Here is an 18323-nt window from a genome sequence, read left to right as displayed (position 1 = left end):
TAATGCACTAAATAAGTGGAAGGATATTATGCCACGCAAAAAAGCTCAACCTGCCGAAGGCCGTAACCTCGAGCCAAACATCCCAGAAGAATTTAAGCCAGCTGTCGAGCGACTTGTCACGAAGGGCCGCGAGCAAGGATTTGTTACTCAACAAGAAGTATTACAAGCTATTCCGCAGGCAGAAGATCAGGTCGATCTCTTAGACGACCTCTACTCGGCTTTGATCGATGCAGGTATCGAAGTGGTTGATCAAAAAGATAAACTGATCTGGCAGACAGAGCCAGAAGAGGATGTCGAGAATGCTGTCAGCGAAGAAGCTATCAAGGATATCGCAGATGACTCCGTACGCCTGTACTTGCGTGAGATCGGTAAGATCCCGCTGATTAATGCTGAAGAAGAAGTTGCGCTTGCGAAGCGGATTCAAGCTGGCGACAAGTCAGCTAAGGATGCTCTGGCGGAAGCGAACATGCGTCTCGTGGTGTCGATTGCGAAGAAGTATATTGGTCGCGGTCTAGATTTGCTCGATCTCATTCAGGAAGGAAATACGGGTCTACTGAGAGCTGTCGAAAAGTTCGACTACACCAAAGGCTTTAAGTTTTCGACCTATGCTACCTGGTGGATTCGACAGGCTATTACCCGCGCTATCGCTGACCAGGCTCGTGTGATTCGCATTCCGGTACACATGGTGGAGACGATCAATAAGCTGATTCGCACGCAGCGTCGACTTACCAGTGAGCTTGGCCGCGAACCAAGCCCCGAAGAGCTGGCAAAAGAGATGGAGATGGATGTTGAGAAAGTCTTGCATATTCAGAAGATTAGTCAGGACACCACTTCGCTTGACGCTGCAGTTGGTGAAGATGAAGACTCTACTCTGGGAGAGTTCATCGAGGATCAGGACTCAGTCTCTCCAGTCGATGCTGCGACGTATGAGCTTCTGAAGGAGCATATCAACAACACGCTATCGCTACTTACGCCGCGAGAACAGAAGATCTTGCGTATGCGCTTTGGACTCGAGGATGGCAGAAGTCATACGCTCGAAGAAGTCGGCCAGGAGTTTGGCGTGACTCGTGAACGTATTCGCCAGATAGAAGCGAAAGCTTTGGCGAAGCTGCGTAAGCACAAAGACTCTAGGCGTCTCAAAGATTACTTGCAATAAACAGCAGGGAATAAAAGGAAAACGACCCGCTTATTGTGGGTCGTTTTCTGGCTGAGAGCCGGGTTGTTCTCGCTCTCGTTTTTCGCGTGCAAGTCGTTCGGTAGGCGACTCAGTTGCTCGAATGGCGGCGCGTGCTTCCTGCACACCTCGACGACCAGCTGCTCTTTCCTCTTCGGTCAGTCGCCAGTCTGGATCTGATTCGTCACGAGGAGTATGTTGTACTGCCAGATCGCGCATACCTTGGAGAGCTTCTTTGAGCTGTTCGCGCCCATCTGGAGTATCGATACCGACGATCTCCTCATAGGCAGAAAGCTCGCGTCCTGGTTCGTCATCTACATTACTCATGAATTCATTATGCTGGTAGTATCGGTAATTATGCAAATATGGGTAAGCCCACCCCTATGCTGCAAGGGGTGGGTGACTCGAGAGGCTGCTCGAGTATCAGACGAGGGGCAAAAGGCCCTCGATTGTCATACGGGAGTTAGCCGCCGTAGTTCTTTTCGTCGGCGACCGAGGTGGGTTTGGAGCCCGTGTTGTACACCAGCACCGGCTGGGTGGTGAGGTCTAGCGGGGCATCGGCCAGCACGTACTGGCCGGACCACTGCACCATCACACCGTCGGTGGTGAAGAAGAAGATGGCGTCCTCGGAGGGACCCCAGGTGCCATCGTCCATCGGGGCGTCGATTGCCATCGGGCAGTATTTGCCCGATCCGCAGTAGTCGTCGACCGTTTGAGCGGTGGTCATCTGGGAGCTGGTGTTGGACACCTTTCCCTTCACGGTGTAGTTGGCCAGGAGCTGACCTTGATCCGAGAACAAGTAGATGTAGCTGATCTTGTTCGAATCCGAGTAGCGGATGAGGCGCTCACGCAAGTTCATGCGCTCGAGCCAGCCGCCCTCTTTCATCTCCTGCAGCGGGTAGGGAACGGCCTGGACGGCCCGCCTTGCTGTACTCCTCAGCGACCTTCTGGGTGGCTCCTTGGGCGGAGTCCGCCTTTGGGCCATCGCTGCAGGCCACGGCGGTGAAGCCGACACATGCGACGAGTAGCGGCAGGATGAGGTATTTCTTCAGGTTTTTCATGAGTCTCTTTCTGGTTTGTTGGGAGGGGGCGACTTGCCCCCTCCCGGGGTGTGGATGGGTGGACTCGAACTCGATCAGGCTGCCGGCTGGCAGTCCGTCTCGTCGGTGGTCGACGTGGTGTCGATCTGGTACGGCAAGTCTTCGGACCGCCATTCGCCACGGATGGTCTTCCGGGCTTCGGCGTTGTAGCGCGCGACGGCGTCCTGACAGGCCTGCTGGAGACCGGTCACCGTCGTTTGCTTGGCCTTGAGCTGCTGTGTGTAGAGCTGTGCTTGCACCAAGTCCGAGCTTGAGGGCTGCGGCGTGGTGGACAAGAACTCGTCCAGATCGGCCCGTGCATCGGTCAACTTGCGGTCCTGCGCCTTGATGCTGGCGAAGGTGTCCTCGAAGAAGGCCTGCGCGCCGATGCGGTTGTTGGCATCATTGCGACGCTGCACGACATCCCCGGCACCACGCACGTCGCTGATAGCGACGCTGATGCCCCAAGAGGCAGCGCCGATGACGCTGGCCACGATGATGACTGCCACGATGACGAATGTGCCACGGGACAGTCCCCAGATGGTGTCTGAGGCGACCTTGCGGCGATCGTCCTGGCTGATGAAACCCTCACGGGCCATGATTTCTCCTTGCATAGGTAGGTGCTGTTTCAGTGAGTCGGTCACTGGGCCGTTGCTGTATGAGTCCGGTTTCGGAATTACGCCGGGTTTTCACACCCGAGATCTTTGTGATCCCGGCAGCAGTTCCGAAGCTGCTGCCGAGATTAAAGAATGGTTTATTGCGGGGAGGCCGTAAAGTCCTGAGAGAGGTGATAATTCATCTGCCTATAGGGCTTTGTGGGGGACTGTTAAGCGCTGTGAGGTGCGGTTTGTTTTGATGGGCACAGTATGGGGTAAATAGCATGAATAGTCAATATTAAATGGCAAAACACTAGACTTACAGATATATATTTGCTATAATTATGTCGAAATGAAATCGACAAATCCACAACAACCAAGCGATATCGGCATTCTGGAGGGGCTTGGATTCAAGCAGAATCAAGCTGCAGCATATTTATTGGCCCTAGATATCGGTGAGATCACACCGGCACTCTTGACCGAAAAGCTTGGCGAAACTCGTACAAATGCATATTCGATCCTTGCGCGCCTTGAGCAGCTCAACCTCATAACCAAGTCAAAGATGGGTAAGCGATTGAGCTATTTGCCAGCCAATCCGATTCAAATCGAAATGCTCGCTGAGAAGCGAAGAAATATTTTGCTCAATAACGAATATCGCTTTAAGTCACTTCTGCCAACTCTCACGCAGCGCTATCATCAGCTCACCGAGCAGCCAGCCGTGCGACAGTATCAGGGTATCGAGGGACTGAAGGATATATATGATGACATATTGCAGACCAAAGCCGATGTGATGCTCATCATTTCTCCAAATCAGCATGATTTTCTGGGGAGTGAATACCTTGATGGTTTTGTCGCTACTCGTATCCGCATGGGGATTAAGGTGCAGGCACTCACACCGCAAGGGTTCACGCTTCCCAGGACGCTTGCAAAACACAAGGCGCATCTCATCGAGCATACGTTTTATGACTCTGATCGCTATAGTATGCCGGTTGAAATCAATATCTATGCTGATAAAGTGGCCTATTTGAGCTATGGTCAGGAAGTTTTTGGTACCGTGATTCACTCTCAACAGATAGCGGATAGTATGCGACAGCTCTTTCAGATCTTGCGAGCCGAGATGCAGTCTGCCCCGGACTCTGCTTTATCTGAAAAGCGCGTATAATATCAGGTATGACAAATCGACCACGTGTAGCGATTTTCGATGGGCACGCCCTGTTGCACCGTGGCTTTCATGCCATACCGTTTTTGAGTACCAAAGACGGCACACCGACTAATGGCGTGTATGGTTTCACGATGATGCTCCTCAACGCGATCAAGGAGCTGAAGCCAGAATACGTCGTCGTGGCTTGGGATATGCCCGGTAAGACATTCCGTCATGATCTCGATGAAAAATATAAAGCCACACGCAAGGAAACCGACAAGGATCTTGTGCCGCAGTTTGATGTGACTAAAGATCTTTTGGCGGCCTTTGAGATCCCCGTGATTGGCGTAGAAGGGTACGAGGCTGATGATGTGATCGGTACACTCGCAGAGCAGTTGAAGAGGCAGCATGAAATTGTGATCGTGACCGGGGACATGGATGAGCTCCAGCTTGTAGATGAGCATGTGAGTATCTACACACTCAAGCGTGGGTTCTCGGATACGGTACTGTATGACCCGGCTGCCGTGAAGGATCGTTATGGAGTGACGCCAGAAGAATTCTTAGTTACAAAAGCGCTTAAGGGAGACTCAAGTGATAACATCCCGGGCGTAAAAGGTGTGGGCGAGAAGACGGCTGCCGAGCTAGTCGTGAAGTACAAGACGCTCGATGGTATTTACGCGCACTTGGACGAACTTAAGCCTGCACTACGAGCTAAGCTCGAGGCTGGTCGGGATGATGCCTATCGTTCACTCGAGCTATCGCGGATTGTCCGTGATGTGCCGTGTGAGTTTGAGCTCGAGGCAGCACGCCTTCATCGCTATGACCGCGATAAGGTCATAGAGCTCTTGCATAAGCTAGAGTTTCGCTCGCTGATTGCAAAGTTGCCACAGAGTGAAGTGGGGCAACAAAAAAATCTTTTTGATGAGATATATAACGTCGATACGCGTGATCATGAGCGGTTGCGGACCCATTTACAGACAGCTCAGTACAAAGGTGTGACGACCAAGCAACAACTTGACGAACTTGTGACGAAGCTTGCGCAGCACAAAGTATTCTCTATTGATACGGAGACTACCTCACTCGAGCCAATCGCAGCTGATTTAGTCGGCATCTCTCTCTCATGGGAGGAAGGCAAGGCATATTACGTTCCGGTCGGGCATACTGATGGGGAGCAGCTAGCTCTTGCTGAGGTGATAGCTGCATTCAAACCTATCCTGGAGGACCCTGAGATCGGCAAAATTGGTCACAACATCAAATATGATTATCAGGTTCTGAAGTGTGCTGGCGTCACTATGCAGGGGATTTGCTTCGACACAATGGTAGCGGCGTTCTTAATTAATCCTCTCGGGCGCGCACAAACGCTTTCTGGTCTGGCGCTCGCAGAGCTGGGGATTGAGATGATCGAGATTACCGAGCTCATTGGTCAGCGCGGGAAAAATCAGAAAACCTTCGATCAAGTGCCAATCTATGAGGCGGTTAAGTATGCTGCCGAAGACGCCGATATTGCTTGGCGCTTGTATCAGCGGCTGAGTAATGAACTGCAATCTATAGGCAAGCTTGAAGAAGTCGCAGCTCAGCTAGAGTGGCCACTCATACCCGTGCTTGGGGACATCGAGCTGACAGGAGTTAAGTTGGACGCGGATTTCTTTGCAAAGTTTTCGAAGGATCTTGATAAACGACTCACGAAGACAATTGAACAAATCTATGACCTCGCGGGTGAGGAATTCAACATCAATTCTACGCAGCAGCTGAAGGAGGTTCTTTTTAATAAGCTCAAGATTGATGGTGAAGGTCTCAAGAAAGTGAAGACGGGCGGGGCTTCGACTGCCGCAAGCGAGCTTGAGAAGCTGCGCGGGAAGCACCCAATAATCGACTTGATATTTGATTATCGGGAGGTCACGAAGCTCAAGAGCACATATGTCGACACCTTGCCACTACTCGTACAGCCGAAGACTGGTCGGGTACATACGAGTTACCAGCAGACGATTGCGCAGACTGGGCGCTTATCGAGCAATAATCCAAACTTGCAGAATATCCCGGTGCGCACCCCTTTGGGTCGCGAGATACGCAAGGGCTTCGTAGCCGATACGGGCAAGGTCTTTGTCTCGGCAGACTATAGTCAGATCGAGTTGCGGTTGGCTGCCGCGATGGCGGATGACAAGCAAATGATCGAAGATTTTCAGTCGGGTATAGACATTCATACTCTGACCGCGGCACAAATGGCCGGAGTGAAGCCGGAAGAGGTGACGAAGGATCAGCGCTATGGTGCGAAAACAATTAACTTCGGCGTCCTGTACGGTATGAATATCCATGGCCTGTCGGTGGCAACTGGTATGAGCTATGAGGAAAGCAAAGACTTCATCGATAAGTACTTTGAGCTGCGTAAGGGAGTAGCAGAATACATCAAAAAGCTTAAAAAACAGGCTCATGAAGAAGGGTATACCGAAACACTATTTGTTAGACGCCGACCGTGCACAGATATAAAGTCGAGTAGTTTTATTGTTCGATCTGCTGCTGAGCGTCAGGCGGTGAATATGCCACTCCAGGGTACAGCTGCCGATATGATGAAGCTCGCGATGATTCGACTGGCCCCAAAATTAGCAAGGCTGGATGGCGATGCGCATATGATCTTACAGATTCATGACGAACTGATCGTCGAATGTGATGAGAAGCTGGTTGATGAAGTAAAGCAGCTTCTGCGGGACACTATGGAGCACGTGATTAAGCTTGCAGCGCCAATTGAGGTAGGGGAGGTGGTCGGCAAAAATTGGGGAGAGCTTGAGTAATGTATAGTGCTAGAGGGGTATATGCCAGAGCTACCTGAAGTCGAGACGATTCGACTTGGGCTTCTTTCGATGCTTCCAGGTCTCATTATTACTTCTGTAGAAGTCGAGACACCGAAGAGTTTTCCAAATGATGCAGATATTGTCGATGCTCAGATGATTGGCGCTAAGATTACTGATGTCGATCGACGCGGTAAAGGTTTAATTATTGGTCTCGATACGGGCTATTCACTCCTGATCCACCTCAAGATGACGGGGCAGCTGGTGTTTCGTTTTCATACTAAGACAGGGGCGCGGGAAGGGTTTGGGGGAGGGCATCCGACGGACAGTCTCATCGGCAGGCTTCCAGATAGGAGTACCCGGGTAAGTTTTGGCTTCGAGGACGGCTCAAGACTATTCTTTAATGACCAGCGTAAATTCGGTTGGGTGAAGCTCGTCGAGACAGAAAAAGTAGCCGAGGATAGCTTTATCTCCAAGCTGGGACCAGAGGTTTTGAGTCCGGACTTTACTTTTGCAAGTTTTAGGCAGCGGCTCATGCGTCGTAAACGTACGAGCATCAAGGCGGCCATCATGGACCAGTCGGTGATGGCAGGAGTCGGAAATATTTATGCCGATGAGGGTCTTTATGCGGCGCGCATTCACCCTGCGACACTTGTTGAGCGAGTGAGTGCCGTGAAGCTCAAGCGACTGTACGAAGCACTGCGTGAGGTGATGCAACTGTCGATTTCGCTTGGTGGTTCGAGTGACAAAAATTACGTTGATGCGGAGGGCGAGAAGGGGAGCTACCTGACGTTTGCTAAGGTGTTCCGTCGAGAGGGACAAGCATGCGAACGCTGTGGTACGCAGATCCTGAAGCTACGCGTAGCAGGGCGTGGGACGCACATTTGCCCGAAGTGCCAGCGAGAGGTGAAGCGATGATTGTTTTTTTGGGTGGCAATAATGACTACGCAATCGCTCAGCATATCGCTAAGCTACGAGATCAGTATAGGCGCAAGTATGCAGATGCACTGGAAGCCGTAGATTGCGACTTGACACAAATTACGCTCCCTGCGCTCAAGCAGCAGCTTCTCGCACTACCTATGTTTTACTCGCATCGTCTTGTTACGGTCCGATCATTAGTCGAAGCGCAGGCATATATTGAAGACTTTTTAGCATTACTACAAGAAATTCCCGAGTCTACAGTCGCGGTTCTTGATGGGCGTGACATGGATCGGCGCTCGAAGCTGTATAAGTCACTTGCGGCCATACCTACAGCGAAGGTGTACGAGACATTGAGCGAGGGCAAGCTCGTGCAGTGGCTGATCAAGGAGGCGAAGCGAGCTGGCGCAGATCTCGATCGAGCTACGGCCCATTTGCTCATCAAGCGAGCCGGGATGAGCCAGTGGCGGTTGCACCACGAACTCACAAAGCTCACCGTGGCTGGCGGGACGATAGATCGATCGCACATCGAAGAGCTTGTGAGTACTGATCCTACGAGCTCTGTATTTGATCTGATTGCTACAGTGCAATCAGGTGATGCGCAGCGAGCGATTCGACTTTACGATGAGCTCATGAAGGGGGGTGCGAGTGAGCAGCAGCTCCTAGCGATGCTCCAGTGGCATTTTCGTGTACTGACGCTGGTGTATCACCGAGCGACACCGGCAGAATTATCGGCTTGCGGCGTGAAGCCCTATGCGGCGAGTCGCGCACAGCAGCAGGCGACTCGATGTACTGAGGCGCAGCTGGCACAGTCATACCAAGCATTATTAGATGCTGATGTAGCGATGAAGTCTGGCATAAAAAAACCGCACCAGGCCATGACTGATCTGGTGCTGAGCTTAACGCTTGGTTTTTAGAGCTATTTTGCCGCAGGCTTCTTAGGGGCAGCTTTTTTCGCAGCTGGCTTCTTAGCTGGAGCAGCTTTCTTGGTTGCAGCTTCGGTTCCGTAGGCCTTCTCGCTTACGCCATTGTATGAGCGGGTGAGGGTGCTCTTACGGCGCGCAGCGGTATTCTTGTGTAGCGTACCTTTCTTAACGGCCTTGTCGATCTGTGAGATAGCCTGCTTGAGCGATTCCTGTGCGATCTTGAGGTCTTTAGCCTCGAGTGCGCTAAGGGTCTGCTTGCTGGCAATCTTGATACGGCGCTTGGCAGCTAAGTTTCGGGAACGACGCTTCGCTTGCTGACGTACTCGCTTGATTGCTGATTTGATGATTGGCATAAGATATGTAGTCCTTGATTAACATTCGGTGCTCGCCATAAGGGCGGGCAATAAGACCGATGTATCATAGCTCAAACCTGATAATTTGTCAAAAGTTTTCTCGAGAATCCTATCTGATCAAGCTTATGCTATTGACAGAATATATTGAATAAGGTACAATAATCTATTCTCTAAAAGAATATTATCACTTATGAATACGGAAATAACCCCTAAGCAGCAAGCTACGGAGCTTCTTAAGCAGGCAGAAAGTGTACTGATTGTCACCGGCCGCCAACCGTCACTCGATCAGGTGATGGGCGTTTTTGCGTTGCAGAGTGCACTCGCCGCAGCAGGCAAGAAGGCTCATGCAGTGATTACTGATGAGCTACCACTGTCTGCAAATGTTGTGGATACAGGGAAGATATCACGCTCACTTGATGGCGTACGCGACTTCATTGTGTCGCTTGATCTGGCGCATGTTGAAGTCGAAAAGCTCAAGTACGATATCGCCGATAATAAGCTCAACGTGACGATTACGCCTCACGCTGGCAACTTTAAACCAGAAGACGCGAGTTTCTCGTATGGGGCTTTCCAGTTCGACCTAGTCGTAGTGGTGGGTGTGCTGTCAATTTCTAAGATTGATGCATTACTTGAACAAAACCCGACATTGTTTGATGGTCTTCATCTGATTAATTATGACTTTCATCGTGTAAATGAACAGTATGGGAGTGTCAATTATCTCGATACGAATGCGACGAGTGTCTGCGAGATGCTTATAGGCACAATTGATTCGATTGGCACAGGACTTATGAACCACGAAATCGCTACAGCCCTCTTGGCAGGGATTATGTCGGCCACCAATCGCTTCACGACTGCTTCGACAACTGCTAAGTCGCTCACGATGGCCGCTCAGCTTATGAGTAATGGGGCACGTCAGCAGGAGATCGTCAAAGTGCTCTACGGTGCACAAAAAACTCCAGAAAAGAGTGAGCCAAAAACGGTTGCTCAAGCTATCCCAAGTGATACTTTGCAGCAGCTACAGGCAGCAGCTGAGCAGATGAAACAATCTGATGGATCCCTCGAAGTTGGGCAAGATCAGGTTATGCGGCCAGCCCAAATTGCACAATAAACTCGCATGCCAGACGCGAAAAGCGCATAATATTTGTACTCATGATAAAACGCGGCACATTGACTGAACCTACTGGCCTCTGGCTAGTTGATAAGCCGTACAAGAAGAGTTCGTTTTGGGCGGTACACGTCTTACGAAAGTTTACCGGCATCAAGAAAGTAGGGCACGCCGGTACGCTCGACCCACTAGCCACCGGTTTACTGCTAGTTCTTGTCGGAAAAGAATATACCTGCCAGGTAGATTCGTTTCTTAAGCTTGATAAGGAATATGAGCTCGAGATTACGTTCGGGGCTAATTCGTCTACCGATGATCTCGAAGGAGAGATGACGGCGGTGAGCTCTCGTCGGCCAAGTACTGAGGAAGTAGAGACGGTAATCAAGCAGCTGACAGGGCGGATTATGCAAACGCCACCTATCTATAGTGCGATGAAGGTAGGGGGCCAGCGCGCGTATAAGCTGGCTCGCCAGGGCGCCTCAGTAGAGCTCCAGTCTCGACCGGTCGAGGTGTATGGCTGGATAGATGTGCATTATGAGTATCCGCTTCTCAAGGCGACGGTGGCCGTATCGAGCGGAACATACATTCGCTCACTGGCGAGAGATCTAGGAGAAATGCTCGACACAGGAGCATATCTGAGTGCGCTCCGACGTACCAAGATAGGGGAGTATAGCGTTCAGGGTGCCGTAGGGCTTGAAAATCTTCTCTCTATCTGATATACTGGTTAAACATTATGACTACAGCACAACTCGACAAAAAAGCACTCGTAAAAAAACATGGTCAGCACGCCAAGGACACTGGCTCCGCTGAGGTTCAGATTGCGATTTTTACTGAAAAGATCGCTCAGCTGACTAATCACCTGAAAAAGCACAAGCAAGACAACCACAGTCGCCGTGGCTTGTTGGCTATGGTCTCGAAGCGCCGTCGCCTGCTTGACTACTTGCAGAAGTCTTCACAAGAGCGGTACGAAGCTATCGTTAAGAAGCTCAAACTCCGTCGTTAATCGACGTACATACGGTGCGAATTGCAGCGTTGGCTTCTGCGGAGCTCCTTCGTCGTACTGTTGAGTACGATTCGGTTCGCTCCTTAAAGCCGCCTTGCACTTCATCACCGTATAGTGCGTCTTAGCGCCCAGAAACTAACGATCGTCTGCGATTTGTAGTAAAATACGTATTGTAGATATTGATAATTTAAGCGATTGCACACATGTGTGCAGGTGAAAGAGTAGATAGGATCATGCGTCATGGACGCCTTGGTCATATGTTCTCTGGCACCTGACAAAAAGTCGGTGCAGTCTTAGAGAAAGAATAAAAGGATACAAATGAATATCATCCATCCGTTTGGCGGCAAGCAAGCTACCTACGAAACTGAATTTGCAGGTAAAAAACTTACAATCGAGACCGGTAATCTGGCCTTCTTAGCAACTGGAGCAGTGACTGTGCGCTACGGTGACACGGTGGTATTTGCTTCAGCGGTTGTTGCACCAGAGCCAAAGCCAGATCAAGACTTCTTCCCGCTCTTAATTGATTACGAAGAGCGCATGTATGCTGCCGGCAAGATTTCCGGCAGTCGCTTTATCAAGCGCGAAGGTCGTCCGAGCGAAAAGGCGATTCTGACTGCTCGATTGATCGACCGTCCGATTCGACCTCTTTTCCCGAAGGGGTATCGTAATGACGTCCAGATTGTTGTCATGCCGCTCTCAGTCGATATGGAGCACGAGCCGGATATCATCGGCATTATCGCTGCCTCTAGTGCGCTGATGCTGACTGGTGCGCCATTTGAAGGCCCAGTCGCTGGTATTCGTATCGGTCAGATCGACGGCAAGCTTGTGCCATTCCCAACCAACAGCGAGCAAGATAACGGTACACTCAATCTCACGGTAGCAGGCACGAAGGACGCCATTATGATGGTGGAAGCCGCTGCGCAAGAGGTGAGTGAAGAGACGATGCTCGAAGCTCTACAGCTTTCGATTGATTCATGGAAGCCAGTTATCGAACTTCAGGAGCAAATGGTGCAAGAAATGGGCGTACAGCCTCAGAAGTACGACCTCTTTAAGGCTGATGAAGAACTGACCGAGAAGATCGAGCAGTTTCTTGACGGCAAGCTGGGTCAGTATGTGCGTCACACTGATGGCTTGAAGCGCCAAGATTCAATTAACGAACTTCGTGAGATGGTGCTTGCAGAGTTTGGGCCACTCCCTGCCGAGATGGAAGATGACAAAGAACGCTTCCCAGCTGGTCGGGTCAAAGAAGCCTTTACGAAGGCAATCGATAATGAGATTCGACGGGGTATTCTCGAAGATGGCGAGCGTCCAGATCAACGCAAAACGACAGAAATCCGTCCTATCTCTGGCGCGACTGGTGTATTGCCACGCACCCATGGTTCGGCGATCTTTACGCGCGGCACTACTCAGGCGTTGACTTTGACGACGCTGGCACCGACGAGCTTCGCACAGCTGATTGACACCATGGAAGAGGATACGAGCAAGCGCTACATGCACCACTATAATTTCCCACCGTATTCGACGGGTGAGGCGCGACCATTGCGCGGTACTGGTCGTCGCGAGATCGGGCATGGCGCTTTGGCCGAACGTGCACTCGAGCCAATGATTCCGTCAATCGAGGACTTTCCGTACGCGAGTCGCGTCGTATCGGAGATCTTGAGCTCAAACGGCTCTACGAGTATGGCTTCCGTATGTGGCTCGACGCTGTCATTGATGGATGCAGGTGTGCCATTAAAGCGTCCAATCTCTGGTATTGCGATGGGTCTGGTTATAGATCATGCAAACCCAGGAAAATACATCATTCTCTCTGATATCCAGGGGGCCGAAGATTTTGCCGGTGATATGGACTTCAAGGTTGCCGGTTCGAGCGAAGGCATTACTGCGTTGCAGATGGATATCAAGGTCAAGGGTATTACCGTGGAGATTATGCGTGCAGCCCTGGCGCAGGCGAAGGAAGGGCGAGCGCATATCATGGGCGAGATGATGAAGATTCTCTCGGAAGTGCGACCTGAACTCTCACTATACGCGCCTCGTATCACTAAGTTGACAATCAATCCAGATAAGATCAAGGAAGTGATCGGTAAAGGCGGTGAGACTATTCGCAAGATCACCGAAGAGACTGAAACCCAGATTGATATCGAAGACTCTGGCCTAGTGATGATCTACTCAGAAGACGCAGAGAAGGCTCAAAAGGCCAAAGAGTGGATTGAAGCCATTACCGCAGAGCCTGAGGTCGGTAAGATCTATGATGGTACGGTCGTGAAACTCATGGAGTTTGGAGCCTTCGTAGAGTTCATGCCCGGTCGTGAAGGGCTCGTACATATCAGTCAAATCGCAGATCACCGAGTCGAAAAAGTAAGTGATGAATTGAGGGAAGGCGATAAAATAAAGGTGAAGCTTGTCGAAAAAGACGACAAGGGAAGGTTCAATTTGAGTAAAAAAGCTGCTCAATCCGAATAGGCTCAATATGGCGGGCGACGAAGTAGTTCACAGTCAAACAAAAATTGATCGACTAGACGAAATCGCTGCCCGCATAGCCTCGTGTGAAATATGTACCGAATTATGTAAATCAGTCACAAACCCTGTGCCCGGCGAGGGTTCCCCAGAAGCAGACATTATGTTTGTGGGTGAAGCCCCCGGGGCAGAGGAAGATCGTCAAGGACGACCGTTTGTTGGCGCATCTGGTAAGTTTCTCGCAGAAATGCTCGAATCCATCGGGCTGACTCGCGAAGAAGTCTATATCACAAATATCGTGAAATACCGACCGCCGAACAATCGAGATCCTTTTCCTGACGAAATCAAAGCCTGTCTCCCGTACCTCCTAGAGCAGATTGACATCATTCAGCCTAAGCTTGTGGCATTTCTTGGTCGCCACTCGATGTCGGTGTTCTTTCCTGACAAGAAGATTAGTGCCGTACATGGTCAACCCATGAAGCGCACGTACACGCATGCAGGCCAGAAGCGCACACAAGTGTTTTTGCCGCTCTATCATCCCGCAGCCGCCCTCTATAATGGCGGTATGCGCGAAACTCTGAAGCAAGATTTTGCCAGTATCCCAGATATCCTTCAGAAATTATCTTAAGCTTTTATTCAATAAAACCAATTAGTACCAGAAAGGAAAACTAATGCCAGATAAATTAACCAGTCGACCGCTCTCGGCCGACGATATGCCAAAACAATCAACTAGGGTGCAGGCATCTCCTGCGAAGCAAGAAGTACGAGCGCCTCGACCAGCCCGCAATCAAGCCCCTGGCAGTAATACAAATACTCGACAATCCGGTCAGGGTCAAAGTCGAGGTGGCTCAAATAGTCGCGGTCAGCAGAATATCCAGCTGCGAGGCCGTAGCCAAAACGGCAACGGCGGCAACAAGAACGGTCAGCGTCAAGAACGCGGTGGCCTCGGACGCCCACCTCGTATGCGTATGCCAAAAGGTCCACAAACATTCGTAACTGGCAGCTTCAATACAAACGGTAATGGTGCTGCTAAGGCGGCCGTATCGATCCCTGGTGTTAGTAAGACCGATGCAGGCAAGCTCAAGATCATCCCGCTTGGTGGTCTCAACCAGATCGGTAAGAACATCATGGCTCTCGAGTATGAGAATGACATCATCATCATGGATATGGGCTTTTCGTTTCCAGGCGAAGATCAGCCGGGGATAGACCTCGTTGTGCCTGACGTAGCGTATCTTGAACAGCGTAAGCATAAGATTCGCGGTATCCTGATTACGCACGCTCACGAAGACCACGTTGGGGGAATCCCATTTCTCCTGCCAAAGATTCCGGCACCGATTTATGCCGCTAAGTTTACGATTAAGTTCATCGAGCGCAAACTCGAAGAATATCGTTTGCCATTTAAACCAGAGCTACATATCGTAGATCAGGATAAGCACGATCGCATCCAGCTCGGGGTCTTTAATATCGAGTTCTTGCGCATCACACACTCCATCCCTGATGCTTGCTCGCTCGTCATTCGCACACCAGTTGGGACGATTATCAACACCGGTGACTGGCGCTTCGAAGAGAATCCAGTTGATGGTAAGCCATCAGACAAAGAGCGCCTGAAGCAGATCGGTGACGAAGGCGTGTTGATGTTGATGTGTGACTCAACGAGCTGCGAGAAGACCGGACGCTCGGCTTCTGAGAGCGAGATCGTTGATACGATTGATGAGATTTTGGTGCGCAACTACAATAAGCGCGTCATTATCGCTGCTTTCTCGAGTCAGATTACGCGTATGCAGATCATTATCGATGCGGTTGCTAAGGCTAAACGCAAGCTGGTCGTCGTAGGCCGCAGCATGCTCAATAACCTTGAGCTGTCGGTGAAGCTTGGCTATGTGAAGATTCCAGCAGGCTTGCTTATCAAGGCTCGGGACATGGAGAAGTATCAGGATGGACAGCTCGTCGTAGTGTCGACGGGTTCGCAAGGTGAGACTTTCTCGGCTTTGCAGCGTATGGGCACTGGCGACCACCGCGACGTGAAGCTCAAAGAAACCGACGTGGTCGTGCTTTCGGCTTCGATCATTCCTGGTAACGAGAAGTCAGTCTGGGGTATGGTCGACAATCTTTTCCGTTGGGGTACATATGTCTATCAGCCAGCGACCGCTGAGCTCGACGGCCTTGGCACTATGCACACCTCGGGGCACGCGAGCATCGAAGAAATCAAAGAGATGATTCAGCTTACTCGACCGAAGCATTACCTGCCAATTCACGGTGAGATGCATCATATGTTCCACAATGCGGCAATTGCATTGACGGAAGGTATTGCTGATAGTAATGTCTTCGTGATTGAAGACGGCCAGACATTGGTGGTTGACGATAAGGGTTCGGTCAAGGAAGGTCCAAAAGTACAGGCTGGCTCAGTGCTCATCGATGGCGCGGGGATTGGTGACGTGCAAGAGATCGTCTTGAAGGATCGCTTGGCAATGAGCGAGAGCGGCGTCTTTATGGCGGTCGCGACGGTCGATAAGAGGACCGGCAAGCTTGTTACGAGCCCTGACATCATCTCGCGTGGTTTCATCTACATGAAGGACAACGTTGAGCTGGTGCAGCGCAGTCGTCAGATCGTACAAAACATCTTTGATAAGCGAGATAAGGCTCTTCCAGCCAACTCGCTGATCATCAAGACGCGTATGCGTGATGAGATTGCCAACTATCTCTTCAAGGTCACGAAGCGCAATCCAATTGTGCTGCCAGTCGTGATCGAAGTATAGAATATATTGCTATGCGTAGAGTTTCACGGTTTGCACCGCATGACCATCTCTTATCATTAGTGATGCTCCTGATTATTGGGATATTATGTATGGTATGTTTCAGGCAGCCTCAGGAGTAGTACTGATTTGATACAAGTGTTAGCGAGTGTTCTGATTTTTACACTGCTGATTGATGGAATTAAGATATCCTTTGAATTGTTTGTGATATCTCGACGGATTCCGATTAATACAAGATTCTCTGACAGGGATCACCGCAATCTCACGGTTGTGATTGCTTGTCATCAAGGAGCTAATAAGATCGCACCCACTATCGAATCTGTACGTGCTTGCTTGCCCGGAGTAACAATCATCGTTGCCGATGATGCGTCGAAGGATGGGACTTCGACAATCGCACTCAAGAGTGGTGCAAAGGTGCTCAAACTTGGCTTTAATAGGGGGAAAGTGGGCGCAATTCATCGCGCATTAGATTATGTTAAAACAAAATATGTCTTGATCATGGATGACGACATGCGACTAGAAAACAGCACGCTGCCATACGGGTTGCTCGATCGCTACGATGCAGTGGCATTTAATGTAGTGCCTACCGGCGAAGGATTTTGGGCGGATATTCAGAGACATGAGTATCTAAAAAGTATGCAAATCGGGAAGAATTATCATGCTCCATATGGGACAGTGCTATGTATCTCTGGGGCAATCGGCTTGTTTCGAACAAAACGACTCAAAGCTCAAGTCGATACCCATAGTGGGGAGTTTAGTGGCGAGGATCTTGAGAGAACATTATTGATACATCATTCAATCGGCTCGCGTGGCGTCACATATGTGCCTGATACCGTGAAGACCGAGGTGCCAGAAACTCTTGGACAGCTCTTTAAACAACGTTGCTTGGGGTGGAATCCTGGATTTGCTGCCAATACTCGTTTGCTGATTGGTTTGATATTAAGTCGAAATACTGCATGGAGATTGAGAGTCGATTCTCTTTACAACCTCCTCAATCTGTTAATAGACCCATTACGTATTGCGGCTTTGCCGGTTCTGATAGTGAATCCATTGATCTTTATAGTGGTTTTTGTACTGTACGCTATGCTTGATTTTGTGACGTGGTTTGCAATGGGGAAGAAGGATGCTTGGTATCTGATATTACTCACGCCGCTGTATGGCATCTTCAGTTTAGTGACCCGATTTATTGGCACTATGGTATGGTTATATAGAGAGACTATAGAACTATTATTTTTGAAGATGCGGCATAGGCCAGACTCATATAAGCTTGCCCCAGGATATTTGCAAGCTTTTTCTTTTGCTTTAAGCATCATATTGCTCTGCGGATTCCTTTATTTTGCAGCAGATTTTTACCTTGGGTAATACATGCAGTATCATGGAAAATGTTTATTCAAAAGAACAACCCCCTCGTTAGAGGGGGTCTTGTGTTAAATGACCAAAATGTGTTGTACGAGGGCACTCGAGCGCTGCAGAACTTCGCTCTGATCGAGCCCGCTCGTATCGATGATTATATAGCCAGCTTGCTCGGCATCTTCGGCGCTCAACAATGGTGACTCTGCGCGCGACATGTCTCGTTGGTCTCTCTCTATGATCTGCTCAGCTGCCCAGGTATAGGTATCGGTGGACATACGCGCGGCGCGAATTTCGGACCGTGCAGTGAAGTAGAGCTTGAGATCTGCATCAGGAAAGATGGCGGTTCCAGTATCTCGTCCCTCGCAGATAAGCCCGACGGCTGAAAGGGAATTGGCGTACTGTCGGATGGTTTGATTGACGTATGTACGCACCGCGCCGTGCACACCAATCGTTGAAGCATGATTACTTGGTTCGGGGGCCTTCAGCTCGTTCATCGAGACTGGTATGTCATTGATTGCGCATACCACACCCCGGTCGACTGCTAGATCGACTGTCAGGCAGTACGGAATACACTCCGGATCTGGAGGCCAGAGACCTGCATCGAGTGTCGCCTTGGCTAATGCGCGGTAGAAACTCCCGCTGTTGACCAAGATGAGGTCGAACATATTGGCAATAGCTTGGGCAATAG

17 protein-coding genes are annotated in these 18323 nt (G+C 50.3%); 12 read left to right on the top strand and 5 right to left on the bottom strand.

The window, feature by feature from the left end; all coding sequences use genetic code 11:
• Positions 1-28: 28 nt before the first annotated feature.
• The gene (gene rpoD, locus IT415_02960) at positions 29-1156 is read left to right on the top strand and encodes an RNA polymerase sigma factor RpoD (GenBank protein MCC7543646.1); all 1128 of its coding nucleotides are present in this window, start codon (positions 29-31) and stop codon (positions 1154-1156) included.
• 30 nt (positions 1157-1186) lie between these two features.
• On the opposite strand, the gene IT415_02955 is transcribed toward rpoD, so the two are convergent.
• From IT415_02955 to IT415_02945, 3 genes are all read right to left on the bottom strand, one after another.
• Positions 1187-1501: a hypothetical protein gene (locus tag IT415_02955; protein ID MCC7543645.1), complete on the bottom strand. Its 315-nt coding sequence runs from the start codon at positions 1499-1501 to the stop codon at positions 1187-1189.
• 136 nt (positions 1502-1637) lie between these two features.
• Positions 1638-2060, bottom strand: coding sequence for a hypothetical protein (locus IT415_02950; protein ID MCC7543644.1), 423 nt, complete (start codon positions 2058-2060; stop codon positions 1638-1640).
• Between the two features lie 249 nt (positions 2061-2309).
• Complete coding sequence (locus IT415_02945) at positions 2310-2867, bottom strand: hypothetical protein (GenBank protein ID MCC7543643.1); 558 nt, start codon at positions 2865-2867, stop codon at positions 2310-2312.
• Between the two features lie 334 nt (positions 2868-3201).
• Between IT415_02945 and IT415_02940 the strand changes: the two genes are divergently transcribed.
• From IT415_02940 to holA, 4 genes are read left to right on the top strand one after another with little or no spacing between them, the layout of a single operon-like run.
• Entirely contained in the window at positions 3202-4011 is an 810-nt protein-coding gene (locus IT415_02940; protein ID MCC7543642.1) for a hypothetical protein, read from the top strand.
• Positions 4012-4019: 8 nt separating this feature from the next.
• Positions 4020-6776, top strand: a complete 2757-nt coding sequence (polA, locus tag IT415_02935; protein MCC7543641.1) for a DNA polymerase I — start codon at positions 4020-4022, stop codon at positions 6774-6776.
• Between the two features lie 21 nt (positions 6777-6797).
• A complete protein-coding gene (gene mutM / locus IT415_02930; protein MCC7543640.1) occupies positions 6798-7691 on the top strand; it encodes a bifunctional DNA-formamidopyrimidine glycosylase/DNA-(apurinic or apyrimidinic site) lyase in 894 nt (297 codons plus the stop codon).
• Positions 7688-8608, top strand: a complete 921-nt coding sequence (gene holA, locus IT415_02925) for a DNA polymerase III subunit delta (GenBank protein ID MCC7543639.1) — start codon at positions 7688-7690, stop codon at positions 8606-8608. Before mutM ends, holA begins: the two co-directional genes overlap by 4 nt.
• 2 nt (positions 8609-8610) lie before the next feature.
• Here the strand turns inward: holA and rpsT are convergent, their stop codons facing one another.
• Positions 8611-8970, bottom strand: coding sequence for a 30S ribosomal protein S20 (rpsT, locus tag IT415_02920; protein ID MCC7543638.1), 360 nt, complete (start codon positions 8968-8970; stop codon positions 8611-8613).
• 190 nt (positions 8971-9160) lie between these two features.
• Between rpsT and IT415_02915 the strand changes: the two genes are divergently transcribed.
• From IT415_02915 to IT415_02885, 7 genes are all read left to right on the top strand, one after another.
• Positions 9161-10078 carry a hypothetical protein gene (locus IT415_02915; GenBank protein ID MCC7543637.1) on the top strand — a complete coding sequence of 306 codons (918 nt, stop codon included), beginning with the start codon at positions 9161-9163 and terminating at the stop codon, positions 10076-10078.
• 41 nt (positions 10079-10119) lie between these two features.
• Complete coding sequence (truB, locus tag IT415_02910; protein ID MCC7543636.1) at positions 10120-10788, top strand: tRNA pseudouridine(55) synthase TruB; 669 nt, start codon at positions 10120-10122, stop codon at positions 10786-10788.
• Positions 10789-10805: 17 nt separating this feature from the next.
• Positions 10806-11075 carry a 30S ribosomal protein S15 gene (rpsO, locus tag IT415_02905; protein ID MCC7543635.1) on the top strand — a complete coding sequence of 90 codons (270 nt, stop codon included), beginning with the start codon at positions 10806-10808 and terminating at the stop codon, positions 11073-11075.
• 318 nt (positions 11076-11393) lie between these two features.
• On the top strand, positions 11394-13535 hold the full coding sequence (locus tag IT415_02900) for a polyribonucleotide nucleotidyltransferase (GenBank protein ID MCC7543634.1): 2142 nt from the start codon (positions 11394-11396) through the stop codon (positions 13533-13535).
• Positions 13536-13542: 7 nt separating this feature from the next.
• On the top strand, positions 13543-14157 hold the full coding sequence (locus IT415_02895) for a uracil-DNA glycosylase (GenBank protein ID MCC7543633.1): 615 nt from the start codon (positions 13543-13545) through the stop codon (positions 14155-14157).
• 43 nt (positions 14158-14200) lie between these two features.
• Positions 14201-16285 carry a ribonuclease J gene (locus IT415_02890; GenBank protein MCC7543632.1) on the top strand — a complete coding sequence of 695 codons (2085 nt, stop codon included), beginning with the start codon at positions 14201-14203 and terminating at the stop codon, positions 16283-16285.
• A gap of 135 nt (positions 16286-16420) precedes the next feature.
• Positions 16421-17644 (top strand): glycosyltransferase family 2 protein, encoded by a 1224-nt coding sequence (locus tag IT415_02885; GenBank protein ID MCC7543631.1) that lies wholly within the window; start codon positions 16421-16423, stop codon positions 17642-17644.
• A 65-nt stretch (positions 17645-17709) separates the two neighbouring features.
• Here IT415_02885 and IT415_02880 read toward each other — a convergent pair.
• A partial coding sequence (locus tag IT415_02880; protein MCC7543630.1) for a (d)CMP kinase occupies positions 17710-18323 on the bottom strand: 614 nt, incomplete at its 5' end.

This window comes from bacterium, assembly GCA_020854115.1.
In the GTDB taxonomy this organism is placed as follows: domain Bacteria; phylum Patescibacteriota; class Saccharimonadia; order CAILAD01.
The sequence above is the reverse complement of the archived record's forward strand: the minus strand, read 5'-3'. Positions and strand labels throughout refer to the sequence as shown.